We start from the raw sequence: 23851 nt of genomic DNA, 5'->3' as shown, positions 1-23851 counted from the left end.
GTATTCCGTCATATGGTACGGCCATTGGTCATCAAGTCTTTAATCAGTTCTATCTGAGCCTCGGCTTTCAGTAATTCTTTTTCTAGTTGTTTCTGGCGGAGCTGGGTTTGCTGATTTTCGTATTTAGCCTTTTGATGATCATGCTGTAACGTCGCATGTTTTTTTTGCAGCTCAATCAAGAGTTTTTCTTTTTCTTTAAGTGCTGATTGCTCTTTTATTAGCTGGTTTTTATCTTGTAACAAAGCATCTCGCTCCTTGCCGATAGCGCAACACTCTTGCTGTGCTTGTTCCTTGGTGTTAATTTCTATCCTTAGTTGTTGCTTTATTTTTTCTTTTTCCTGAGTTTCGACAATTATTTCCTGATTCAACCTGGATAAATGCTGCAGTTGCTCAGTGTCTCTGGCTTTAAGCTCGTAGTAGTCATTAGCTAACTGTTTAAGCTGATGTTGAAGCGACTCCTGCTCTATGGCGAGGTTGTCACACTGTTGCTGGAATTTTTCTCTGGTAATTTTTTCGGTCTGAATATTTTTTTTTAGGGTGTCTAGTTGTTGCTGTTGTTCCTGGGTCAGCTTTTCAGAGGCAGCCAGTTGTAACTTCAATTGCTTGTCTTTTTCCACAGTCTGGGTGAGCAATGTTTCATGCTCTTGTCTGGTTGTGTCGCGGGCTGTTCGTTCTTTTGTGAGTTGCTCTATGGTCTGTCTGGTTTTTTGTAGTTCGGTTTGAGTTGTCTTGAGCATGACTTTGACTGGGTTGAGTACAAGCTTCCATAATGGGAAGTCCGGATCATTATTGTCTACCTCCAGCAGTTCAAAACAGTGTTTTTCCAGTTTCTTCCGCATTTCGTCTGGATTATGCCGGCTTTGATAAAGAGCCTGTTCCGGCATGATGATCTGGATATGCTGAAATAAAGAAAGCTGGTCATGGTCAAGCAGTGTGTTGATAATTTCCTGCTCTTCACCATTGGCTTCAAGGATTAGCTGGTGAGATTGCTCCGGGTTCAGTTGCAACCGTTCCATCAGTTCCTGTGGAGAAAGAGTGGTAACCTGGTGCTGTTGCAACGCTTTTAAACCGGGATAAAGTGTCAGCAAGCCTGTGGCGTTATGCAGGCTGCTAACCTGAGTCAGGTTGTATTCGGTGAGTTCTGACTTGGTTGCAGTGTGACTGCTGACCGCAAATTCCCATACTTCGCTATTTGGTATGCTGGCTGTGGCTTGGCGGAGATCTCTGGCCAGGCCGGGCAGGGGTTCTATCAGGATCAGTCGGGCGGGGTTGAGCTCCTGATAGTAGGGCAACTGGCCGCCGCAGCCGGCACCAATGTGTACCAGGGTATGGATGGGAAATGCGGTCATCTGATGTCCTGCAATAGTGGGTATTCAGAATGTGGCTTTGAGAGGCTTTCTGTTGTTGTTCGTGTTCAGTCCCGGTGATCACGTACAATCAGCACCATCATGTTGGCGATAAAGGCCAGAAACAGGGTGATGATGGCGAACACGCTGGCGTTATAGAGCCTGTCCGGTTTGGTGGCGTATTCCGGCAGCAACGGACTTTGCAGCACGCTTACCTGCTTGAGTTTGCGGGCGGCTTCTATGCGTGTGCTTTCCAGCGCGGCTAGGGCGCTGGAGTAGGTTTGCTGGGCAAACTGAGCCTTCATCTCCAGAGTCTGGTAGTCGGCAGAAATGCGATTAAGGGCGTTACCGGTTTCCTGCGCCAGACGGTTTTGTTCTTTCGCTATTTGCTTCTGAAGAGCATTGATTTCACTTTTTATCTTTACCAGTTCGGCAGAACGGGTGCTCTGGTAGCTTTGAGCGGCGCTGTAGCGAGCTTGCATCCGGGCCAGCTCGCCTTCCAGTGTGCCCACTACCTGATTGAGGCTTTCTACCGTGTGAATGGGAGAGATCAGACCATGCTCGTTCTGATAAGCCAGCAGAGTGGCTCGGGTACTACCTAATCGTTCTTCCAGCCGTGCTACCTGGCCCTCCAGAAAGCGGACCTGCTCTTCTGCCAGGCGTTGGCCCATGGCATTCATATGAGTTTCTCCGGATTTCAGTAATAGTTGAGATAATTGCTGGGCAAATTCGGGTGCAAAGGCTTCTACGGTAATATTCAATACCCCGGCATACTCATCCAGTTCGACCGAAACCCGTTTTTTAAAGTATTTGTGCAGCTCCTCTATAGGGGCGCTGGCATCTCTCAGGCGGGTAAACAGATCGCCATTCTGGCTGTAGTGTTCTCGAAAGGGGATCTCGCGTTGCACTTTACTAAGCATATCGGTAGAGAGCAGATGTTCGCGCAGTAACAGAAGATCACTGTGGCCGCCGGCACCTTTTAACAGATTGGAAAAGCTGAATTCGGGGGCGGCAATCTGCGGGCTTTCCAGTACCACGGTAGTGCGGGATACATAACGGTCTGCGGCCCACACCAACCAGTAAAGGCTGACGGCCATGATGGCGGTAAAGGCCAGGGCCCAATGTGGTTGTTTTCTGATGAATTTTTGCATTGTGTTTGTGCCGTCCCTTTTGATCATCATGCGTTTGCTTGGGAACGAGATATAGGCTGTTTTTACGGACGGGTTTCCTGGTGGTAGGCTTTGATGGCGTCGTTGACGTCGTCATACCAGTTGGCCTGGCCGTTTTTAAGGTAGATACCTGCCTGACACAGCTCTTTGAGAATACCCTCGGCATGGGAGACAATGATGAGGCTGGACTGGCCTACCTTGTCCTTAAAAGCCTTGCTGGCTTTATTTTTGAATGTTCTGTCACCCACGGCGATAGCTTCGTCCGAAATATACACATCAAAGTCGAATGCCAAAGACAGACCAAAATTCAATCTGGCGCGCATACCGGATGAATAGGTTTTTATCGGGTGATCGAAGGCGCTACCCAGATCGGCAAAGTCTTCTACGTAATCGATAATGCGTTGTACGTTAAGACCGCCACCCTGAACCCGGGCCACGAACTTCACATTTTGTCGTCCGGTCATGGAGCCCTGAAAACCGCCGGAAAGACCGATGGGCCAGGATACCCGGCATTGCCGCTCTACTTTGCCCCGCTCAGGGCTGTCCATGCCGGAAATCAACCGCAGCAGGGTACTTTTTCCGGCACCATTACGGCCAACCAGTCCCACGTTCATGTTTTTGGGAATGATGAGATTGATATTTTTCAGAACCCAGTCGTTTACAGTGCCATCGCGGCTGTTATAGCGTTTATACAGGTTCTGTATCTTGATCATTGTGCTTTCAACCGGTCTTTAAAACGCAGTTGCATCAACAGTCCGAGTGCGTTCAATGCCAGTATGCACAACCAGAGGTAGATTTCGCTGGTGCCATTCACCACCTTGTAGCTGTTGAAAAAACCCAATCGTAGTAGCTCCAGACCGTGGGTAATCGGGTTGAACATCAGATATTTCAGCAGGTAATGAGGAAGTATATGGAGCGGCATGATGACACCGGAGATAATCAGCAGGGGGAACGAGATCATGTTGATGATCTTGGCCGTTTCCGGCACCAGAGTACCTGTTACCGATATCACCAGGCCCAGTCCCAACCCCAATGTCCATAACGATATCCAGCCGAATAATGCGAAGAGGGCGTTATCCGGGAAGATATCCAGCCCCAGCAAGAGTCCCCCCAATACAAACAGCAGGAATACAAAGGTACGTAGCATACCTTCCAGAAAGACCCGTACCAGAACAGGATCCACCGGTTGTACCTGACGATAGGCGAATAGCGCCCTGTTGGCATTGATTGCGCCCTGACTGCGGTTCATTCCATCACGTACCAGATAAAAACCCATCATGCCGGTGATCATCCAGGGGACGAAGCTTGCCCCTATAATCAGTTTTCCGCCGTCGATAAAGCCGCGAATAATCACCATGATGGCGATCACGGCTACTGGCTCTACAATCATCCAGAACCAGCCCAGACGGTCGGTCGTGGTGCGGGTGACCGCTTCGCGCATGAACATGGCAAACCAGACACTACGGGTTACCTGCCATGATGTGCGTGTATGCATGGTGCCCATTACAGATCAATAGCCACTTTGGCGGCAATGGCCAGCTGGTAGAGGATCTGGGTAATGCTGGTGGCCAACTGCAGGTTCTTGGTGGGCACCACAGGCAGTACCAGAATTTCATCCCCCGGGCGCAGGGTTACATTGCCAGCTTCACGTACTTCGCCATTCTGGCGCACAACCAGAATGCGTTTTTCATCCGCATGCTGGGTAAAACCGCCGGCGCCTGCTATGTAGTCTTTCACGCTGCGACCAGAATTGAACACTACCGACTGGGGGACCAAAACTTCTCCGCTGATCAGCAACGAATCAGACTTTTCGGGAATAGTGATCACGTCACCATCTTGCAGGCGAATGTCGCTGATGGTGCCGTTGCTGGCAAGCACCAACCGGCCGTTGGGCTCTACCTCACGGGCACGCTCGATGAAGCGGCTGATCAACTCGGCCTCGCGTACCCTGATTTCCGCTTCTTCCGGGGTGGCGGACGAAGCGCCCAGATAGGTGGTTTCGAGACGGGCCAGGCTCTCGTCCAGTGCCTGTTTCTGCCGTTCGGCCACGCTCACCCGCTTGAGCGAGATGCTGTTTACCTCGGTCATGGTTTCTGGCACCGCAACGGCATCCAGCAGTTCATGCAGGCGGGCATCCCGCGGCAGAGCAAAGCGGGAGGGGCCGTAGTAGCTGCCTTCCAGCTGCACCACTATGGTGTCGTCGCGCATATCACTGCTGAATACCACCAGATCACCACCGCTCAGCGGCTGCCGGGCGAAATCACTCAGTTCGAGATAGTTCGACACAGGGCCTGATGCCCGGGTGCCGCGCAGCAGCGCATGGGTGACATTGGATTTCAACCGGGCCAGTTGTTGCAGCTCCTGGCCGGTCATGGAGCCGGTTGTCAGCTCGTAGCGGTAGGGACGGGCGACATCGCCTTCAACGGCGATGGTGGGGCCGCGCTCTGCCACGACGATGGTGTCACCGTCCTTGAACTGCGGGCGGGGCAGCTTGCCATTAATCAGGAAGTCGTACAGATCGGCGCTGGCAATGGTCTTGCCGTGGCGTATCACCTTTACCTTGCGGTAGCTGCCGGTGGCATCGTCTATGCCGCCGGCCTGATCCAGAAAATACAGCATGGAATCATTGGGCGTGCCGGCAAAGCGGCCGGGGTTCTGTACATAACCGGTTACGAATACCGATACCGGCTGTACGCCCTGCAGGTTGGTGTATACCTGCACGTTGTTGGAATAGATGGAGTTAACGGCACTGCGCACGCGGCCGTCCAGTTCACCGTGGCGGATACCCTGTACCTTGACGGGGCCGACGCCAGGAATAAAGATATTGCCCTGGGCATCTACCGGCAACACCCGATCAATTTCTATCGCGCCCCATACCCGCAGGGTCACCTGGTCGCCGGGGGTGATCACATAGTCAGGATTCAGGCCATCGGCACGTACGCCACGAAAGCCGCCGGAGAACAGGTGGCTCCCAAAGCTGGGCGGAGAGGCGCTAATGGATCGGGTATTTTGACTTACGGGTCCGTAGCGCCCGCTTTGCCAGTTGGTGTTATTGTTGATATCGGCTTGTTCGGCAGGGGAAAACGGCTGGGCCTGGTCTGCTTGTGGCAATTCACCGGCGTTAACGCCGATAAGCTGTGCGTAGCAGACATAGGGGAATGATGTCAGAGCGACAATAAGGCCTGTTCGTATAAACCTCCTGTAAAAGCTACTCATTGAATATCGTCCCATGTTGCTGTTTGCTGTGATATTTGGTGATTAAGTACATGAGTTATCGGGCGTACCGTGTTCCAATTCCCTTTCTCTATCTGACAAGCGATGGCGTGCGATATATGTCCCGCGGAGGAAGTTATTGCCAGTTCGCGGCAGGTACGGCCGCTGGCTGCAAAGTAGGGCTTTTGTGCCATAACCAATACATTGCTACCCCAAGGAGAAAACGGCAGAGATTTAGCACTGAAGTTGGCAGCCGAAGAAAGATAGGCGTTAAGTTCCAATGGCAGTGCTTGTTGGTTACTCTGGACAGGGCCTGAGTCAGCAGGTGACGAATTAATGTTGTGTTGGATTGAACACCCGCTGATGGATGCGACGTTAAAGAATAACATCAAATATAGTGGCTTCCAGTTGGGTTTAGATATCATCAGATATTTTCACTCTTGTGGTTTTTAAACAAAGATGACCGGATGCATCATAGCCTGGTTCAGTAACCTCTGGAATGCATCATAGCCTGGTTCAGTAACCTCTGGAGGGTTGAGGGCCATTTGATACGCTACCGCCCTTAGGTTGCAGCCCCTAATTTGCTGATGTAACCAAGTCTTTGAAAATCATGTTAAAATCATCATCGCAGACTGCGAGGTCAATCCTTTATATCGTAACCAGATAGTGACTTTTATTTTTAATCACTGCCCATCTTCATTCAGGCTGCTGGCTTGGCCTGTGATGCCAGTACACTTAACGGTTTTGTCTGATAATCTATATTGTGGACTGTGGTGTGAGCAGTGCTGTGCGAGTTGAGTGAAAGCAACCGTTGCCCAATTTGTTCACAGGTTTTTTTGTATTCCCCATAAAAACTGCCGTTGAGTTGAGTATGGTTCAACATGAAATATCGCAGCTGGTGGATCAGCTTTTTATTTACCGGGCATGGTTTTTTCCAAAACCGGTCCAGGCCATGTTGACTGGTTAAACCCGGAATGTCGTATATTGCCTTGCCAAGAGTTATGGTTGGTACTGAATGCTGCAGGGCAGACATGCCGACGGTGCTGTTGACCGTGACTACGCCTTTACAGTGAGGATAGAGTTCGGGTAAAGACAGCTCGTAGCCATAGAATACTCGTTTATCTATGTTCAGACGCTTACATTCATGTGTGATAAACGGCTTGTAGTTGGTGTAGCCGCGATCCATAGGGTGATGTTTGAATACCAGCACATCATTTTCGTTAGCATTGTTGGCAAAGGACATCAGGGTATGGTGAATAAATTGATGAATGTTTTCAAAGCTGGAGTGAATTCGTATCTGAAAGTCATCCGTTACCTGCAGGGGGACCAGAAAAAAGTGTCCTGAATGTTCTATAATCAGCCTTTTATTCAGGCTTTTATCTCTTTTTTTGTTAATGTTTTTGGCGTGAAACCCCTTTAGCCAAGCCAGCCCTTCTGACAAGCAAGTACGACCTCTGTGGTGCTGGTAGTGTGTAAAACGCCGGTAGTAAAGTTGCATAAAAATATAATAACGGATGGCATAACCAATGCGGCGTTTGAAAGTAGGGTTAATGACGAAATGGTCGTTTTTTTCCACCGGTAATACACCCGGTAGTAAGGTTTCAATGCAACCATACCAAGGGCTGTGAGCGTTGACGCCGTTGGATTCCAGAGTTATGTAGTCAGGTCTGAGATAGCCTTCTTCAAATACATAAAAACCTATGAGCTGCTCTTGGCAATACTGGCGTGCATACTGATGGTAGATGCGGCAATCGTTATAGCAGAATACCGTATCTATGTGATGGTGCGTGATGGTCTCGTCAAGAAAAGCGGGCCAGTCAGCTAGGCTGCCACTATAGCTTATGTTAGTGCCTGCACATCGCCAAGACTCATCTCCACCATTGAAGTTGAGCTTATGTACCCGGATGCCCTGACTGGCTAAAAACCGGGAAAAATGCTGAAAAAAAGGCCCTAAGGGTCCTTGGAGTAGCAAAACCGACTGCATGCTTGCACCCACCTTTCTTTCTTTTTTAAATTATATTTTTCAGCTGACCAAAAACAGTCAGCACCTTGAAATCCCTTTACTTTAATATAGACGGGTTCTCTGCGGGTTCAACCTTTGAGATTGCATTGCCCTGTTACTAACTCGCCACTGCACCACGGTGATGATTCATTTGCATCCTTCAGGCGGTCGCCCTTTTCATGCTCACTCCATGGTTTGCTTGTGCAGGCCTTTCTGCAGCATCAGGTCTATCAGGGGTTGCTCTCGTTTGTTGGCGCGTTTGCAGTGGTCTTGCTGGAACTTGTTGGTCAGCCAGATCACGAATTTGGCCCATTGCCTGTTATTACGCTCTCGCCAGGCGTGGGATGACACCGACTCCCAGGCATAACCGTTGAACACCGAGGCATTCACAAAGTGATCCAGGGCGCGCACGCCGCTGCGGCCCCGTTCTACCCGGCCAACAAAGCCGACGTAGCAGATAATGAGGTAGCCGAGAATGGCCAGCGGCACCACGGCGCACATCAGGATAAAACCGGCGAGTCGTTCTTTCATTTTATTGGTTCTCTAGGAGTCAAAATCAGGCGCATGCCGTTTTGCGAGCGAATGGTCAGCCGGCCGACCGGCTTGGGTACAAAGCCGTCGGCCAGGTTAAAGTGATAATCCCTGAGCAGGGTGGCCAGGATCAGGCTGGCCTCCTGCTGGGCAAAGGCGGCGCCAATGCATATGCGTGGTCCGGCGCCAAAGGGCAGATAGGATTTACTCAGCGGCGTTTTCAGATTTTTGCCGGTAAAGCGGCCCGGATCGAAACCGTTCGGATTATCCCAGAAGTCCTGATGGCGGTGAATAAGCCAGGGCGAAATCATCACCGAGGAGCCGGCAGGCATCCGTTTGTCGCGCATTTCGGTGGCATGGCTGCACTCGCGGGATAAAAAGCCCACCGGCGGATAAAGCCGCAGCGCCTCGCGGAAGCTGTCGCGCACCAGCACCATTTTACGCAGCGCCTCCACACTCATCGGTTGCTGCGCCAGTACCTGTGTGACCTCGGCGTGGGCCTGTTCCTGAATATCCGGATACAGGGCCAGCAGGTACAACGACCAGGTCAGGGCGCTGGCCGAGGTTTCGTGGCCGGCCAAGAACAGCATGGAGATCTGGTCCACTATTTCGCTGAACGAGAACGGCTGGCCATTTTCGGTGTCGGTGGCCTGCAGCAGCGAGGAGAGAATGTCCTGCTGCTGTTCCAGTGCCGCCCGGCTTTGCGGGCAACCGGCGCGGGCGGCCTCGGCCTGCTGGTAGCGGGGGCGAACAATGTCTTCGATGGTGCCGCGTATGTCCCGGGCCGATTTGAGGCGTTTGCGTTCACTCAGTCCGCGTTGAATGAAGCCGGGAACGCGGTACATCTTGAGCAGCGCCAGTTTGGGCGATTCGGCCTGAAAATGCGTAAAGGCGTCCAGAATGCGATGGGCCTGCTCGGGGGCCAGTTCGGTCGACATGATGGTACGAAAGATGATGTCGGCGGTGACAAAGGTCATTTCCGGATCGATGTCCTGCCCCGGCTGGTGTTGCTGCAGGCGGACAGACATGTCCGCCACCGCCGCCTGCATCAGCCCGAACACCTGCTGTACCCGGGCGTGTTTGAAGGCCGGATCCAGCATGTTGCGCTGTTTTTGCCATTGCTCGCCGTTGGTGGTGAAGATGCTTTCGCCCAGCAGAGGTTCGAGGATCTCGCCCAGCAGGCGGTTTTTGGGAAAGTTGCCGACATCCTGCACCATGATTTTGCGTACCAGCTCGGGCTGGTTCACCATATAAAGCCGCAACCCCGGCAGCTTGAACTCGCCCATTTTCATGCCGTAGCTGCGCTCGTACAGGGCATCTAGCCAGGAGTGGCGTTTGGTGAAAAAAACCTTCCACAGCGAGGCTTTGTTTTTGGCGGGTTTGGGAAATACCGGGCAGGTCATGACGGTTCCTCTACCTGGTGCGCAATGGTCCGGGGGCCGGCGGTAAAGGCAAAAAAGTCGTAAGGGCCGGGTTTATCGGTGGCCATCAAATACAGGAAATGCATGCTGTACCAGGCGCGGCGCAGCTTTTTGTAGCGGGCCGGGTGATAGAGAGTAAAAAAGCGCGGCGACAGCAGCCGGGGGCCGGCCTGGGCGACTCGGGTCAGGCCACAGGACGTGACCGGATCCAGCAGCGGGAAGCAGGCACCGTCGGTGGGAGCGGTGTAATCCAGCCACAGCAGACGCGAGTCCTGCCCCAGTTGTTCAAGTGCGGCTCTGAAGTCATGGGCGCCGGGCTGAAAGCTGAGCAGCGGTATGCACTGACCCAGGGTGATGAGCACCACCCGCTGATTGGCAAAGGCAGAGCCATCGGGCAGGGCGGCCAGAGCCCGGGCCAGGGCGGGGACCACCATCATGGTGCCCACGCTGTGGGCGATGATCACCACTTCGTCATTATCGGGGTTTTGTATGGCCTTGATGATGTCATCGGCAAAGCGTTCGGTGCGTTCGTTTACATGGGGGATTTGATTGACGGCCCATTTGGCCGAAAACGCATAGATGCGTAGCAACCAGAATACCGCCAGTCGATCACCCAGCGTTTTTAATGCCTGCATGCACAAGCAGAAACAACTGATGCCAATGAGCCATGCCAGAACGTATTGTACTGTGTCGGGCAAGGCTGGCAGGGGCAACCAGGATGTGACGAACACAGACAGAGCTGCACTCGCGCCGGCACCGAGCAGGAGATACAGCACTGGGTAAAATCCGGCTATCATCTGCCGATGAGAGGCGCGGGCAAAGGTGACTATATTGCCGCTGGCGAGATATGCCAGTATCACGACATAGAGGTCACTCATAATCTGGCGCCAGCCTTTGCTCCAGTTTCGGCGCACAAGATCGTCCCAGCCCAGGTAGCAGTAGTTGGTTCGAGTCTGTGTTGTGTGCAGTTGCCAGTGGTGGCTGTGTACCGCGCGACGGTGGCGGCGTGATACGGTGATATTCAGTCCGTTCACCGCAGCTTGTTGTGCCGACTGGGAACAATAAAGCCGGTGATAATGGCCGGCCCCTCGGGGATCAAACCCGTGAATATACAACACCTGGCGTTGTTTGACCGTCAATCCGTTGTTCCTTGGTGAAAGGGGGATGAAAGCGGCGATAAAGTAGCCAAATAGTAGCAAAAAAGCCGGCAGCAGGAAATCAGGCGGTAAAAAGCTGTCAGCTTTAAGCGGCTCTCCTGCTCTTTCAGAGGTTGTGGTGTCTGTGGATTTTGGATGCGGTTGCGGCTTTACGCCGGCTAAAAGCAGCTGCTTATCCGCAGCCATGGATGTTTTGCTTACGGCTGGCCGCTTATTGCTCAACGCTCCCCGAGGGATTTAGGTGGCAATATCATCAATAGGTCTAACAGGGCCTTGCTGTTACTTGTCCCCATGCCGGTGTCGTGACACAATCAGGCCCCAAATTATGAAATAACTAATCACGAAGAGGACGCTGTTATGCGCATCGTTTTGTTGGGTGCTCCGGGCGCGGGCAAGGGAACGCAGGCTCAGTTCATCATGGAGAAGTTCGGCATTCCACAAATTTCCACCGGTGACATGCTGCGTGCCGCGATCAAGGCCGGCACTCCGCTGGGCTTGAAAGCCAAGGAAGTGATGGATCAGGGTCAGCTGGTATCCGACGATCTGATCATCGGACTGGTGAAGGAACGTATCAGCCAGGACGATTGTGCCAAGGGCTTCTTGCTCGACGGCTTCCCGCGCACCATTCCTCAGGCCGACGCCATGAAGGAAGCCGGTGTGGCGGTGGATTATGTGCTGGAATTCGCGGTACCGGACGAAGAAATCGTCAAGCGCATGAGCGGCCGTCGCGTGCATCCGGGCTCCGGTCGGGTGTATCACCTGATCTACAACCCGCCCAAGGTGGAAGGCAAGGATGACGTAACCGGTGAAGAGCTGGTGATCCGCGCCGATGATGAAGAAAGCACCGTGCGCAAGCGTCTGGGCGTTTACCACGAGCAGACTGCACCGCTGATCGACTACTACAAGCAGGCCGCTGACGCCGGCCAGACTCGCCATTACAAAGTGGATGGCACCCAGTCTGTTGACACCGTCAGCAAAAAGCTGGCCGACATCCTGTCTTGATCCCATTGTTTTAACCGGGCGCCTGTGGCGCCCGGTTTCTTTTGTTCCGCTTTATATTCCGCTTTTTTGCAGACATGGGTAACAAAGTGAAAACAGGCGTTTTACTGGTTAACCTGGGTACCCCCACCGCTCCCACCGCCAAGGCCGTAAAGACCTTTCTCGGACAATTTTTGCACGACCACCGGGTGGTTGATGTGCCCAGAGCAATATGGTGCCCGGTGTTGCACGGCGTGATATTGCCGTTTCGTTCGCCCAAGGTAGCCAAACTCTATCAGTCCATCTGGTGGCCAGAAGGCTCGCCGCTGATGGTGATCAGTCGTCGTCAGCAGGCGGCCCTGAGCCAGGCGCTGCAAGAGGCGGGCATCGACATGCCGGTGGCACTCGGCATGAGTTACGGTGAGCCGTCCATGGCCGCGGCCTGGCAGGAGCTGAAAAGCGCAGGGGTAGACCGGGTCATATTGTTGCCCCTGTATCCGCAGTATTCGGTCAGCACCACCGCTTCGGTGTTTGACAGCTGGGCCCGGCTGATGAAAAGCGAGCGACGGCTGCCGGCGTTTCGCTTTATTCACGATTACCACGATCACCGTGGCTATATTCAGGCGCTGGCGCAGTCGGTGCGTGACCATTGGGAAGCACAGGGCCGCAGCGACCTGCTGTTGCTGTCCTATCATGGTATTCCCAAGCGTTTTGAAGACGAAGGTGACCCCTATGGTCAGCAGTGCCACCGCACCTCGGAGCTGGTGGCCGCCGAGTTGGGGCTGGAGCCTCACCAATGGCGCACCACCTTTCAGTCCCGCTTCGGGCGTGAGCCCTGGTTGCAGCCCTATACCGACGAAACCATGAAGGCGCTGCCGGGTGAGGGCATCAAGCGCATCAGCGTGATCTGCCCCGCCTTTTCTTCCGATTGCCTGGAAACGCTGGAAGAAATCGCCGAGCAGAATAAAGACATTTTTATCGAGGCCGGTGGCGAGGCCTATCACTACATTCCCGCCCTTAACGACAATCCCGCCCATATCCGCATGATGATGGATCTGGTCTGCCGGGAGCTGGCGTAACCATAAAAAGGAATCGGGGTCGCTATCGCTCGCTGCCATATCGACGCCGATTCCTCCCCCTGGCGCCCTGCGGCCAGACATCCCGGCCATGGTTGTATATTCTCGACCGAGGCTGACACCATACCGTCTTCGTTACTGCGATTGTCTCTTTCGCCAGGGCCGGGCACCGGCACGGTAAATCTATATCTTCTTAAACCCGTCCATAAAGGTTCCCCGGCGCGTTAATGCAGTGCCGGAGGGGTGTCGTGCTGGTGGATCATGAACAGATTTTGGCGACGGTGACCGGGAGTGGGCAGGGGCGCCCCCGCCGACTGCCAGCATACCACGGCGGCAATACCGGCGCAGTCCACGGCGCGTTGCAGCAGCGGCCCGGACATCCTTTTCGCATCTATTACCCGTGCCGGATCAATACCGGCTTGTGTCAGCGCGCTGCGTGACAGGCGGGCGGGGGCATTAACAACAAGAATCCAGCCCCGGTTGTTCTGGCTGATAACGGCCAGACTCGCCAGCAAACCCGTCTGCAGTTCACGGTTCCAGTGCGAGAAGTGCACCAGGGTGCCGCCTGTTTCATCCTGCGGGGAGTGACTCCAGAGGGGGGATGAAAAAACCTGCTCACGAGATAACAAGATGGTAGCCATATGGGATCCTTGTTGTTCGGTTACTGTTTTTATATACAGTATTTCCCGGCGAAGTATTGGTCAAGTTTTTTACTGTTTAAATTTACAGTATGTTGAGCCGGGCAGTATTCCCCGGCCCGGCTATAGTATTCGTTGTTCCTTTTGATATTGAGCCAAAAAAACCAGTCAGGAGAACCACATGGACAAGGCGTTACTGGAGCGGATGGACGATCATATGGTGCTGAGCATCCTCAATGAAAAGCTGCGGCTGGAATGCGACAGCCTGAGCGCACTATTGTCGCTCTATGAGCTGGACGGTGGTCGGCTGATGGCCCGGATGTCGCAAATTGGCTATCGCTACGATGCCAACAGCAACCAGTTCAAGCCGGGGGCTTGATAGAGGCGGGAGCAAGCTGCGATAGTCCGGGCTTTATGAGTCACGGGAGTCATTATGGAAGCAGAATTCTGGCATCAACGCTGGCAGTCTTCGCGCATCGGGTTTCATCGTCAGCAGGTGAATGCCCAGTTAAGTCAGTACTGGCCCTTGTTGGGGGTGCCCCGGCATAACGAGGTGCTGGTGCCCCTGTGCGGCAAAAGTCGGGACATGCTCTGGCTGGCCGAGCAGGGGCATGAGGTGGCCGGGTTTGAGCTGTCGCCGCTGGCGGTGCGGGATTTTTTTGCCGAAGCCGGGCTTCAGCCAGAGGAAGGGAAGCTGGATCATTACCATTGTCGGCAGGCCGGCAAGATCCGCCTCTATGAAGGGGATTTCTTTCAGGCCGACAGCCTGGGTCGCCGTTTCGATGCCGCCTATGACAGGGCGGCGTTGATCGCCTTGCCCGAGTCGATGCGTATCGCCTACGTCGACTTGCTGGCCCGCTTGCTCAATCCGGGGGCGACGCTGTTGTTGATCACCGTGGATTACGCACCGGCACAGCAACAGTCGCCGCCCTTTGCGGTACCGGAGCGGCAGGTGAAGCGGCTGTTTGATGAGCATTTCACCATCGAACGGCTGGGGCATATCGCGGAAGGGCAAAGCAATCCCCGGGTGGCATCCGGTGAGTGGCGTTTCTTCGACGAGCTATGTTTTGTGCTACGGCGCAAATGAGTCTTTTCAGGCTGCTTCGGCAGCCTTTTTTGTTTTTGTGCGCCGGATTGGTTTGCAGGCCGGCATAAAATCCTTATACTCCCCGCCTGATGTTAACAAGTCAGAACATATATCTAACAAAATTCATCTTTGTGGATGTATGTTTTGATTTTATCTTTTGATTAAATATATTTGGCTGTAAAATAAGTATTCAGCAAGATTGCCCTTTACCGATGCTTTATTCATTTGAGTGTTGGCTTTATTCGGTGCCACCCTGCTGTGCTGCATAAAAGTGCGGTTTTTACCTGTTTTTAGCCGAGTTGGGTGTTGTTGCCCGATAAGGAAGGAGTGACCATGGAAAAGACGTTAACGGCGCAGGCTGCGGCCAGCAAACGAAATATGCTGATGTTCTTGCTGCCTTCGCTGGTGGGCATACTGCTGTTTATGACCCCGGTCAGTTATAACGGCGACCTTACCATCATGATTGCGATACTGGCGAAGAGCCTGCAGGCGGCCCTCTCCGGATGGCTTACCCTCATCGTGACCGGCGTTATCAGCCTGTCGGCGCTGGTGTCGTTATTCGCCACCCTGTTCAAGCCGGGGCTCATCACCCGCAGTCCCTTCTTGAATACCTTGTTCAATGTGAGCCCGGTGTGGCTGCTCAGCCGGCTGCTCGGCGCCGTGTTCGTGGTCATGGTCTATACCCAGGCCGGCCCGGAAATTCTGTACAGCGGCGACACCGGCGGCCTGGTGCTGAATGATCTGCTGCCGGTGCTGTTTGCGGTGTTCATCTTTGCCGGTCTGTTGCTGCCGCTGCTGCTGGACTTCGGTTTGCTGGAATTTGTGGGCACGCTGCTCACCAGGCTGATGCGCCCGGTGTTTCGTTTGCCCGGTCGTTCGGCGGTAGACTGCATGGCCTCCTGGCTGGGTGATGGCAGCGTGGGTATTCTGCTGACCAGCAAACAGTACGAAGGTCACCATTACACCCAGCGTGAAGCGGCGGTGATAGGTACCACCTTCTCGGCGGTCTCCATTACCTTCAGCCTGGTGGTACTGGCCCAGGTGAAGCTGGAGCACATGTTCGTGCAGTTCTATCTGGCGGTGTGCCTGGCCGGTATTGTGGCGGCCATAGTGGTGCCGCGTCTGCCGCCCTTGTGCTGGAAGAAAGACACCTTCATCAACGGTGCCGCCCGTCCGGCCGATGACGAAGTAACCCCGGCCGGCTACTCTCGCCTGAGCCATGGTTACGCGCTGGCGCTGGCCCGTGCCGGCAAGGTGGAAAGCCTGGGGCAGGTGGCCCGCACTGGTATACACAACGCCCTGGACATGCTGCTGGGGGTACTGCCGGTGGTAATGGCATTCGGCACCCTGGCGCTGGTGATTGCCGAGACCACACCCTTGTTCACCTGGCTGGGCATGCCCTTTGTGCCGCTGCTGGAGCTGCTGCAGATCCCCGAAGCCGCCGCCGCCTCCGAAACCATCGTGGTGGGCTTTGCCGACATGTTCATTCCGGCCATTCTTGCTACCTCCATCGAGAGTGACATGACCCGCTTCGTGATTGCGGCGCTGTCGGTGACCCAGCTTATCTACATGTCGGAAGTGGGCGCCCTGCTGCTGGGCAGCAAGATCCCGGTCAACATCGTAGAGCTGTTCGTCATCTTTCTGCTGCGTACCCTGGTGACCCTGCCGGTGATTGCGCTGATCGCCCACCTGGTGTTCTGATCACCGTTCAGCCAGACAAAGCCCCGCACATGCGGGGCTTTGTTGTTTCTGCCCATCGAGCCGACGGGCGCCAATGGATGCGGTACTCTGCTAATGTGGTGATCTACCGTCGCAATCCATAAGGAGTGGATATGTATCACTCGGTACTGCAATTCTGGTTTGAGGAGCTGACGCCGGCCCAGTGGTGGCAGAAGAATGCGGCGCTGGATGACGACATTCGGCATCGCTTTGGCGACCTGCACCGGCGGGCTTGTCTGGGGGAGCTGTTCGAGTGGCGTACCCGGGCGGAGGGACGCTTGGCGGAGATCATCGTGCTGGATCAGTTTTCCCGCAATATTCACCGCGACAGACCTGGCGCCTTTGCCGCCGACGGCATGGCACTGGCGCTGGCGCAGGAGGCGATTAGCGCGGGAGCGGAGCAGGGGTTGACGCGGCAGCAGCGGGTGTTCTTGTACATGCCGATGATGCACAGCGAGTCGCTCAAGGTACACGAGGTGGCCCTGGCCCTGTTCGAGCAGAACGGTATCGCCGACAACCTGGACTTCGAGCGGCGGCACCGGGATATTATCGCCCGTTTCGGGCGTTATCCGCATCGCAATGCCATTCTGGGGCGGGAGTCCACGGCGGAAGAAATCGCCTTTCTGCAACAGCCGGGGTCGGGGTTCTGAACCCGGCGCCTTGGGCTGGGTTCATGGATTCCTGCCTGCGCAGGAATGACGGAATGGCGGAATGACGAAATGATGGGGCGGGTGGGGTGATCTGTCTCCCCTGCGCAGGCAGGGGCCCAGGTGTGGTGCTGTGCCCGAGCATCAGGTCGGATTCATGGATTCCTGCCTTCGCAGGAATGACGGAATGACGGGGCGGGCGGGGTGACCTGTCTCCCCTGCGCAGGCAGAGGCCCAGGTGTGGTGCTGCGTCCGAGCATCAGGCCGGGGTCATGGATTCCTGCCTTTGCAGGAATGACGGAGGGACGGGATGGCATGACCATATCTACACATAAAAATGCCGGGCAGTGCCCGGCATGTGCATTGGGTGACCCGGCAGGCAATTACTGCTGCTGGATGGCCCAGATCTGGAAGGCGCGCTGGGTATCCTTGTCGGCGGCGTTCCACCAGTGCTTGAGCATCTCCAGGGCGTCGGCATCCACCACCGCATCGCCGAATTTGGCCTGGGCGGCGGCTACGGCGGCGTCGGTACGGCCGTTGAAGGCCATGCCTTTTTCTGCCAATGATTCCTGAATACCACCGGCGGTATCCAGACCGGCCGGCATCGGGATCAGCGTCAGCTCTGCCGGTACGATATTACCGGTTTTTTTGTCCACGATTTTGAGCTGGGCGTCCTGCTCCCGCAAAAACTGCCGTGCCAGTTGGTAGTTAATGGGGGCCTTATAGTCGAGCGTCAGTTCGGCATCCGCAGGTACATCCAGGTTGATAACGACCGGATCGCCATTCAGCACGCGCAGCTCGGAGCGATTTGAGAAGTCCTGGGTATAGGAAATGGCAACTTGCTGCTTGCCTTCAGCAAGATCCACTTTATGGATGGACTGGGTAATGCTGTTGGCGGTTTTGTTGCCGTTGACCAGATGGATCTGATAAGGCTGTTGGGCTTCGAAGGTGGCGGCATTGGCGCCAAAAGACAGGCCGGCCACGGCGAGGGCGGCAAGGGTAAAGCGTGTTTTCATCTGGGGCTCCTGAGCCATGAGTATTTTTATTCTAATGTGCAGTTTTCATGCAGAGAAGGCTGCCAAGTAATTGAAGCGGCACTTAAGTTTACCGCCGGATTGTGACAATTTATGGGTAGCAGCGCAATATGCGATAACAGGCGGGCAACGCCGGCCTATCCCAGCTCGCGGGTAAAGGGCGGCAGGGCGTCGAGCAGGGCGGGGCCATAGCGGCGGCTGAGCAGTCGTTTGTCCAGCAGCACGATGCGCCCGCTGTCGGTTTCGGTACGCAGCAGGCGACCACAGGCCTGGATCAGCTTGCGGGAGGCCTCGGGCATGGCCAGTTGCATGAACGGATTGCCGCCGCACAGGCTGATCCATTCGGCCATGGCGGCTTCCACCGGCGAGGTGGGCACCGCAAAGGGCAGCTTGGTGATGATGAGGTTGGTCAGGTAATGGCCGGGCAGATCCAGCCCTTCGGCAAAGCTGCCGGTACCGAACAGCACGCTGGGCTGGTTGCCGTCGCATTTCATCCTGTGCAGTTGCAGCAGGGCCTGACGGCTGGCCTCGCCCTGCACCAGCAGCGAATGGCCCTTGGCCCGCAGCGCCTCGGCGGTCTGATTCATCTGCCGGTAGGAAGAAAACAGCACCAGGCTGGCGCCCTGGCTCTTCAACCACAAGGGGATTTGCTCGACCAGCAAGGCGTCAAAGTCCGGGTCGGTCGGCTCGCAGCCCAGCGGCGGGATGATCAGCCGGGCGCTCTGGTAATCGAAGGGCGAGTTCAGGCGCAGATAATGGCTGCCGTCGTCGGGTCTGAGCCCCACGGCCCGGCGAAAATAACCGAAGTCGTTCAGGGCGGTGAGCGTCGCCGACACCATCACCACCGCCGCCGCCCGCGACCAGCACCATTGCTCCAGCAAATGGCCCACCGCCAGCGGGGTGGCACACAGCAGCAACTCCTGTTTGTCTTGCTTGTTGTGCTGATCTTGCCGCGCGAGCTCCAGCCAGCGAGCCGGGGGGGGCTGTTTGGGGCCGGTGGCTCGCAGCAGCAGCTCGCAACCATCGCGCAACTGCTCGCCGTGCAACTGCTGCTGGCTCAGGGTGGCCAGGGCGGCCTCCAGGGCGGCGGCCTGGCCGGGCCTGAGCTTGAGTTGCTCGCTTAACTGGCTGTGCAGGGGCCCGAGGGCGCGGCAAAACCCCTGGGCGTCTTCCTTCAACACGCTCAGCAATTCGTCCAGCCGGCCCGGCAGTGCGCCGGGGCTGAAGCGCAGGCAGCCCTGTTCATCGGGTAACAGCTCCCGGCGCTGCAGGGCGCCGTGCAACTGACGATACACCTCGTTCAATGCCGGGATCAGTTGCGTCAGGGCCTGCTGCAGCCGACCCAGGGCGGCCTGAGCTTCCGGCCCTGCCAGTTCGTTCAGTCCCCCCAGCCATTTGTTGAACTGTTCAAGCTGGCGCCGGCTCTGGCGCAGCGCCAGCCGGGCCGAACCCTGTTCCCGGGCCACCGGGGCGATATGGTGGGCCTCGTCCAGTATATAGAGGCACTGTTCGGGCTCGGGCAGCACGATGCCGCCGCCCATGCTCAGGTCGGCCAGCAGCAGGGCGTGATTGACCACGATCACGTCGGCCTGCTCCAGCTCGGCCCGGGCCAGATGAAAGGGGCACCGCTGATGGCCCAGGGCCGGCTGGCAGCTGTGCCGCTCTGCCTGCAATTGCTGCCACAGGGCAGGGTCGATGGGCGCCGGCCAGCTGTCCCGGTCACCGGCCCAGCGGCCCTCCGCATAGGCCAGCCATAACTCGCTCAGTTGCTGTTGCTGGCCGGGGCTTAATGCCTCGGCGGCGTCAAACAGGCTTATTTGCGCCTCGCCTCGCGCCAGTGCCTCCAGCCGGCGGGCGCAGCAGTAGCGGGCCCGGCCCTTGGCCAGCACGAAGCGAAAGGCCGGCTGGCAGTAGGGCAGAAACAGCGGCAGATCCTTGTCGACCAGCTGTTCCTGCAGTGCCAGGGTGGCGGTGGAAATCACCAGTTTTTTCTGGTTCATCCGGGCCCAGGGAATGCCCGCCTGCAGATAGGCCAGCGACTTGCCGATGCCGGTGCCGGCTTCGGCCACCAGAATTCGACGAGCCCGATCGTAGCGGCCGAGCAGCACCTTGCCGATTTCCGCCACCAGATAATTTTGTTCCCGACGGGGTTTGAAGCCGTTGATCCCGGCACTGAGCCGGCGGTAATTGTCGCGTACAAGGGTGCGGTACTGGATGTCTGTCATCGGCCGTCCCGGCATAAAATATGGCAAAGAGTATACCGACTGGAAGAATTATCGCCAGATGCAAGGCAATGGTGCAAGAAAGGCGGCGACTGTCACATTTGTGTAACCGACGAGCGTTAATGTCCCAAAAAGTTCCCGGGTAATTGTTGCGCGGCCAAAAATCCGATGATAGGCTGCTTGCCATAGTAACGTGATACGTTGCTAACACAGGGAATTACAAGGACTTAGTGTTTAATAACAGTAGGCATATATAAAATGAAAAAAACTATTCTTGCATTGACCATTCCTGCGCTGTTCGCCACTTCCGCCAGCGCCGTGACTGTATACTCCGACGAAGGCGCCCAGGTTGACATCTACGGCCGTGTTCAGTACGAAGCCGGTGAGCGTGGCTACCAGGATGCTGGCAAAGCCGAGAACTTCGGTGGTGATGGTGAAGCCCGTCTGGGTGTTAACGTCAAGTATGACCTGAACAACGACGTTGACCTGATCGGTAAACTGGAGTGGAGCGCAGTTACCGAAGCTGATGGCGCATCCGATGGCGCTTCAGCGGGCAACTCTCTCAAGTCTCGTTACGCTTGGGCCGGTTTCCGCTTCATGGACACCACCGATCTGACCTTCGGTCGCAGCCAGGACCCCTATGCCCAGACCATGTATTACACCGATGTACTGAACATCTACGGTGGTTCTGCTGCCTACGGTAGCATTGGCCTGGCCGATGACAAGACTGATGATCAGATTCGGGTAAGCTACGCCGCCAACGGCGTGGATCTGCGTGCCGGCTATGCCTTCGCCGATGCCGACAAGAGCGACGTGAACGAAGCCAAAGACAGCCAGTGGTCGGCTTCTGCCGGCTACACCACTCCGTTTGGTCTGGGCGTGAGCGCGGCCTATGAGCAGCAGAAGTTTGGTACTGCTACAGTCAATGATCTTGACTTCGGCGGTGCTGGTGACCACGACTTTGATGCCTGGATTGCTGGTGTAAACTACAGCATCGACGGCTTCTACTTCGCCGCCATCTACACCGAGCAGGAGCTGAAAAACGACAGCGCCAAGCTGGAAACCGAAGGCTATGAGCTGCATGCTCAGTACAGCGTGGATGCCTGGACCCTGCTGGCCCAGTACTCCAACGAAGAAGCCAAAACTGGTGACCTCAAGTGGGATAGCATCGACTCCTTCACCCTGGGTGCCCAGTATGCTCTGACTCCCAAGGCCAAGCTGTACGCCGAGTATGTTATCTCTGACTCCGAAGGTCTGAACGATGATGACAGCGTATATACCAAAGACGACGTCTACGGCGTTGGTATCCAGTACAACTTCTAATGTGCGACGAGAGTCGTGCGAGTCCTAGTCTAAATCTTTGATTTAGCTAGGAAAAAAGTGGTCAGGGGTTTATCCCTGGCCACTTCCTTACCTCCGTAGATGGCTGAATCGGAGGGCCCATTCAGGGTTCCATCACTATCCAATAAGCGCATTTTGCGCACTCAATACAACCAGGGATGAAAATCCTGTGGTACAAACAGCGGCTCATGGCTGCCTGTTACTCAATGAGAGCTTTCTGCTCACATCTCAAATGCGATGAATGATCATCCTGTCCTCCAAACAGGTGCGGTCTGACCATCCACATTTAAGTCTTCGACCTATTCCATGTACGGAAGAGGCGCGTGTTTGCGCCTGTCCAGTGGTCACGTCGTGATTGAATGCCAACCAAGGGAGATGGCCGCCTACGCCATTCTTGAAACTCGCACGCGTAAGCTATGTGTTCGATTGTTCCATCCGCTGCTGTGCTTCCCTGTGGAGCAGCGGACATGGGAACCCATTGTTCAGCCAATGGTGGTCTAGGGATAGGGCATTTCTGGTAACGGATTTGTCCGAAGCTTCCTGACAATGTACTCACCCGCAAGGGCCCGGATTCTGTGAAGAAATCGGTAGATTCTGCCAGCAGCAACGGTGGATGAGAGGCTAGACCAGCAGGCTAGGGTGAACGTATGTGAATCACTGATAAACCTCGTCATTGTAAACCGGCGCAAGCTGCTGAATTCGCCGGAGCCAAAATGGCACATAGCCGGTTAACCCTTTGTTAGATGGGGTTACGCTGACATCAGGCTATCGGGGAAGAGGTGGCACCTAAGGCCTTGCAATCATTCGAACACATGGAACTCGGCAATCCCGTTATCGTGCCCATTCGGGCAGGCGAACCGCAAGGGGAGCTGTTGCGGTAGCGGGCATGGGAGGCAGGAAAAAGCGAATGCCAGTCTGTAATGGATTGGATAGCGGTCAACATGCCGCACCCGAAAGGGGAGCAGACGTCCTGCTGGTCTTCAACTGCGTGAAAACGTGTAAAGCGTCCAACGTGACTTCATGAAAGTTGAGGGAAGGTGTTGCTGCACCTTCCCTCTGTACCCTGACGGGGATCGGCTCTCCCCGTCAGGGGTGAACCGTATTTCCGCCGGGGTGCTTTCAACACAAAAGCACTTCGGAGGATAGCAAGATGAGTGCATCCAAACCAGCGGCAGCCGCCGCGACTCTGGTTGTACCTGCATTCTCCCATCCGACCGATTGGCACAGTATTCACTGGCGTCAGGTTCATCGACGGGTGCGGGGGCTACAGGTACGGATCGCAGAGGCAACCAAGAACCAGCAATGGCGACGCGTCAAGCAGTTGCAACGCCTGTTGGTACGATCGTTTGCAGCGCGTGCGCTGGCCGTCAAACGAGTCACTGAAAATCGAGGCAAACGGACCGCCGGGGTGGACGGAGCAATCTGGAGTACGCCCGACACTAAATGGCAGGCCATAGGTCGTCTGACGCGAACGGGGTATCGCCCTCAGCCGCTCAGACGGGTCTACATTCCCAAGAGTAACGGTAAACGCCGTCCGCTCGGGATCCCCATCATGCACGACAGGGCCATGCAGGCGTTATATCTGCTGGCACTGGAGCCGGTGGCGGAGACCACGGGAGACCTTAATTCCTACGGCTTCAGGCCCCACAGATCCACTGCTGATGCGATAGCGCAATGTCGTAATGCGTTGTCGCAGAAGAAACAGGGCCCTTGGGTTCTGGAAGGGGATATCAAGGGGTTCTTTGACAATATCAGCCACGACTGGATACTGCGCCACGTCCCACTGGACCGGCAGGTGCTCAGAAAATGGCTGGCATCCGGGTACATGGAGAAAGGCAGGCTGTTTGCAACCACGGCAGGCACACCGCAAGGTGGCATTATTTCGCCGGTCATTGCGAACATGGTGTTGGATGGGCTCGAAACTCGTTTGGCTGCGCTATGCCAAACTCGAGCAGACATACTGGCGCTGCGCATCAAATATGTCAGGTATGCTGATGACTTCATCGTGACCGGCAGTTCGAGAGAGCTGCTGGAAACAAGGGTAAAGCCGCTGATCGAAGCCTTTATGGCCGAGAGAGGGGTGGAGCTGTCGGCAGAGAAAACCCTGATCACGCATATTGATGATGGTTTTGACTTTCTCGGCAAGAACTTGCGTAAGTACAAGGGTAAGCTGCTGATCAAACCGAGCAAAAAGAATGTGAAAGCGTTCTTGAGCCAGGGCAAGATTACGAAACCCCTTGCCCCGCAAGGACTCGCGATAGGTAGTCGTT

Annotated in this window: 21 protein-coding genes; 8 read left to right on the top strand and 13 right to left on the bottom strand. The window is 55.5% G+C overall.

Going from position 1 to position 23851, the window contains the following annotated elements:
• Window positions 1-8: 8 nt before the first annotated feature.
• The 10 genes from BFR47_RS11165 to BFR47_RS11120 form a co-directional block, all read right to left on the bottom strand.
• The gene (locus BFR47_RS11165; RefSeq protein ID WP_071473147.1) at window positions 9-1349 is read right to left on the bottom strand and encodes a coiled-coil domain-containing protein; all 1341 of its coding nucleotides are present in this window, start codon (window positions 1347-1349) and stop codon (window positions 9-11) included.
• A gap of 65 nt (window positions 1350-1414) precedes the next feature.
• Window positions 1415-2497: a KpsE/RkpR family capsule polysaccharide export protein gene (locus tag BFR47_RS11160; protein ID WP_071473146.1), complete on the bottom strand. Its 1083-nt coding sequence runs from the start codon at window positions 2495-2497 to the stop codon at window positions 1415-1417.
• A 62-nt stretch (window positions 2498-2559) separates the two neighbouring features.
• A complete protein-coding gene (locus tag BFR47_RS11155; RefSeq protein WP_071473145.1) occupies window positions 2560-3228 on the bottom strand; it encodes an ABC transporter ATP-binding protein in 669 nt (222 codons plus the stop codon).
• Window positions 3225-4010, bottom strand: coding sequence for an ABC transporter permease (locus BFR47_RS11150; RefSeq protein ID WP_071473155.1), 786 nt, complete (start codon window positions 4008-4010; stop codon window positions 3225-3227). The genes BFR47_RS11155 and BFR47_RS11150 overlap by 4 nt, the downstream gene beginning before the upstream one ends.
• Before the next feature lie 8 nt (window positions 4011-4018).
• Window positions 4019-5626 carry a polysaccharide biosynthesis/export family protein gene (locus BFR47_RS11145; RefSeq protein ID WP_245748899.1) on the bottom strand — a complete coding sequence of 536 codons (1608 nt, stop codon included), beginning with the start codon at window positions 5624-5626 and terminating at the stop codon, window positions 4019-4021.
• Between the two features lie 101 nt (window positions 5627-5727).
• Complete coding sequence (locus BFR47_RS19445; protein ID WP_425434008.1) at window positions 5728-6117, bottom strand: DVU3141 family protein; 390 nt, start codon at window positions 6115-6117, stop codon at window positions 5728-5730.
• Window positions 6118-6428: 311 nt separating this feature from the next.
• Window positions 6429-7712 carry a capsule biosynthesis protein gene (locus BFR47_RS11140; protein ID WP_083399109.1) on the bottom strand — a complete coding sequence of 428 codons (1284 nt, stop codon included), beginning with the start codon at window positions 7710-7712 and terminating at the stop codon, window positions 6429-6431.
• Window positions 7713-7913: 201 nt separating this feature from the next.
• The gene (locus BFR47_RS11130) at window positions 7914-8261 is read right to left on the bottom strand and encodes a hypothetical protein (protein WP_071473142.1); all 348 of its coding nucleotides are present in this window, start codon (window positions 8259-8261) and stop codon (window positions 7914-7916) included.
• A complete protein-coding gene (locus BFR47_RS11125) occupies window positions 8258-9664 on the bottom strand; it encodes a cytochrome P450 (protein ID WP_071473141.1) in 1407 nt (468 codons plus the stop codon). Before BFR47_RS11125 ends, BFR47_RS11130 begins: the two co-directional genes overlap by 4 nt.
• The gene (locus BFR47_RS11120; protein WP_071473140.1) at window positions 9661-10821 is read right to left on the bottom strand and encodes a hypothetical protein; all 1161 of its coding nucleotides are present in this window, start codon (window positions 10819-10821) and stop codon (window positions 9661-9663) included. The genes BFR47_RS11125 and BFR47_RS11120 overlap by 4 nt, the downstream gene beginning before the upstream one ends.
• A gap of 375 nt (window positions 10822-11196) precedes the next feature.
• Here BFR47_RS11120 and adk point away from each other — a divergent pair, with 375 nt between their 5' ends.
• Window positions 11197-11841, top strand: a complete 645-nt coding sequence (gene adk, locus BFR47_RS11115) for an adenylate kinase (RefSeq protein ID WP_071473139.1) — start codon at window positions 11197-11199, stop codon at window positions 11839-11841.
• An 86-nt stretch (window positions 11842-11927) separates the two neighbouring features.
• On the top strand, window positions 11928-12896 hold the full coding sequence (gene hemH / locus BFR47_RS11110; RefSeq protein WP_342713632.1) for a ferrochelatase: 969 nt from the start codon (window positions 11928-11930) through the stop codon (window positions 12894-12896).
• Window positions 12897-13117: 221 nt separating this feature from the next.
• Here the strand turns inward: hemH and BFR47_RS11105 are convergent, their stop codons facing one another.
• A complete protein-coding gene (locus tag BFR47_RS11105; protein ID WP_071473138.1) occupies window positions 13118-13534 on the bottom strand; it encodes a hypothetical protein in 417 nt (138 codons plus the stop codon).
• A gap of 178 nt (window positions 13535-13712) precedes the next feature.
• Between BFR47_RS11105 and BFR47_RS11100 the strand changes: the two genes are divergently transcribed.
• The 4 genes from BFR47_RS11100 (at window position 13713) to BFR47_RS11085 (ending at window position 16987) form a co-directional block, all read left to right on the top strand.
• Entirely contained in the window at window positions 13713-13910 is a 198-nt protein-coding gene (locus tag BFR47_RS11100; protein ID WP_071473137.1) for a DUF4250 domain-containing protein, read from the top strand.
• A 54-nt stretch (window positions 13911-13964) separates the two neighbouring features.
• On the top strand, window positions 13965-14618 hold the full coding sequence (locus BFR47_RS11095) for a thiopurine S-methyltransferase (protein WP_071473136.1): 654 nt from the start codon (window positions 13965-13967) through the stop codon (window positions 14616-14618).
• A gap of 333 nt (window positions 14619-14951) precedes the next feature.
• Window positions 14952-16319: a YjiH family protein gene (locus BFR47_RS11090; RefSeq protein WP_071473135.1), complete on the top strand. Its 1368-nt coding sequence runs from the start codon at window positions 14952-14954 to the stop codon at window positions 16317-16319.
• Between the two features lie 131 nt (window positions 16320-16450).
• The gene (locus tag BFR47_RS11085) at window positions 16451-16987 is read left to right on the top strand and encodes a DUF924 family protein (RefSeq protein ID WP_071473134.1); all 537 of its coding nucleotides are present in this window, start codon (window positions 16451-16453) and stop codon (window positions 16985-16987) included.
• Window positions 16988-17367: 380 nt separating this feature from the next.
• On the opposite strand, the gene BFR47_RS11080 is transcribed toward BFR47_RS11085, so the two are convergent.
• Both BFR47_RS11080 and dinG read right to left on the bottom strand, forming a co-directional pair.
• The gene (locus tag BFR47_RS11080; protein WP_071473133.1) at window positions 17368-18000 is read right to left on the bottom strand and encodes a YccT family protein; all 633 of its coding nucleotides are present in this window, start codon (window positions 17998-18000) and stop codon (window positions 17368-17370) included.
• A gap of 155 nt (window positions 18001-18155) precedes the next feature.
• On the bottom strand, window positions 18156-20243 hold the full coding sequence (gene dinG, locus BFR47_RS11075; protein WP_071473132.1) for an ATP-dependent DNA helicase DinG: 2088 nt from the start codon (window positions 20241-20243) through the stop codon (window positions 18156-18158).
• A 255-nt stretch (window positions 20244-20498) separates the two neighbouring features.
• Here dinG and BFR47_RS11070 point away from each other — a divergent pair, with 255 nt between their 5' ends.
• Both BFR47_RS11070 and ltrA read left to right on the top strand, forming a co-directional pair.
• Window positions 20499-21563, top strand: coding sequence for a porin (locus BFR47_RS11070; RefSeq protein ID WP_071473131.1), 1065 nt, complete (start codon window positions 20499-20501; stop codon window positions 21561-21563).
• Between the two features lie 1168 nt (window positions 21564-22731).
• Window positions 22732-23851, top strand: a 1120-nt coding sequence (ltrA, locus tag BFR47_RS11065) for a group II intron reverse transcriptase/maturase (RefSeq protein WP_071473152.1), incomplete at its 3' end; no start/stop codon positions are given.

The sequence above is a fragment of the Oceanisphaera psychrotolerans genome (assembly GCF_001870485.1).
In the GTDB taxonomy this organism is placed as follows: domain Bacteria; phylum Pseudomonadota; class Gammaproteobacteria; order Enterobacterales; family Aeromonadaceae; genus Oceanimonas; species Oceanimonas psychrotolerans.
Note: the sequence above shows the minus strand (reverse complement) of the source record. Positions and strands in the feature narration are given on the sequence as shown.

Excerpts from the sequence above, each read along its gene's own strand:
- BFR47_RS11165 (WP_071473147.1), bottom strand. The coding sequence starts at position 1,349 with ATGACCGCATTTCCCATCCATACCCTGGTACACATTGGTGCCGGCTGC.
- BFR47_RS11160 (WP_071473146.1), bottom strand. The coding sequence starts at position 2,497 with ATGCAAAAATTCATCAGAAAACAACCACATTGGGCCCTGGCCTTTACC.
- BFR47_RS11155 (WP_071473145.1), bottom strand. The coding sequence starts at position 3,228 with ATGATCAAGATACAGAACCTGTATAAACGCTATAACAGCCGCGATGGC.
- BFR47_RS11150 (WP_071473155.1), bottom strand. The coding sequence starts at position 4,010 with ATGCATACACGCACATCATGGCAGGTAACCCGTAGTGTCTGGTTTGCC.
- BFR47_RS19445 (WP_425434008.1), bottom strand. The coding sequence starts at position 6,117 with ATGTTATTCTTTAACGTCGCATCCATCAGCGGGTGTTCAATCCAACAC.
- BFR47_RS11140 (WP_083399109.1), bottom strand. The coding sequence starts at position 7,712 with ATGCAGTCGGTTTTGCTACTCCAAGGACCCTTAGGGCCTTTTTTTCAG.
- BFR47_RS11130 (WP_071473142.1), bottom strand. The coding sequence starts at position 8,261 with ATGAAAGAACGACTCGCCGGTTTTATCCTGATGTGCGCCGTGGTGCCG.
- BFR47_RS11125 (WP_071473141.1), bottom strand. The coding sequence starts at position 9,664 with ATGACCTGCCCGGTATTTCCCAAACCCGCCAAAAACAAAGCCTCGCTG.
- adk (WP_071473139.1), top strand. The coding sequence starts at position 11,197 with ATGCGCATCGTTTTGTTGGGTGCTCCGGGCGCGGGCAAGGGAACGCAG.
- BFR47_RS11105 (WP_071473138.1), bottom strand. The coding sequence starts at position 13,534 with ATGGCTACCATCTTGTTATCTCGTGAGCAGGTTTTTTCATCCCCCCTC.
- BFR47_RS11100 (WP_071473137.1), top strand. The coding sequence starts at position 13,713 with ATGGACAAGGCGTTACTGGAGCGGATGGACGATCATATGGTGCTGAGC.
- BFR47_RS11095 (WP_071473136.1), top strand. The coding sequence starts at position 13,965 with ATGGAAGCAGAATTCTGGCATCAACGCTGGCAGTCTTCGCGCATCGGG.
- BFR47_RS11090 (WP_071473135.1), top strand. The coding sequence starts at position 14,952 with ATGGAAAAGACGTTAACGGCGCAGGCTGCGGCCAGCAAACGAAATATG.
- BFR47_RS11085 (WP_071473134.1), top strand. The coding sequence starts at position 16,451 with ATGTATCACTCGGTACTGCAATTCTGGTTTGAGGAGCTGACGCCGGCC.
- BFR47_RS11080 (WP_071473133.1), bottom strand. The coding sequence starts at position 18,000 with ATGAAAACACGCTTTACCCTTGCCGCCCTCGCCGTGGCCGGCCTGTCT.
- dinG (WP_071473132.1), bottom strand. The coding sequence starts at position 20,243 with ATGACAGACATCCAGTACCGCACCCTTGTACGCGACAATTACCGCCGG.
- BFR47_RS11070 (WP_071473131.1), top strand. The coding sequence starts at position 20,499 with ATGAAAAAAACTATTCTTGCATTGACCATTCCTGCGCTGTTCGCCACT.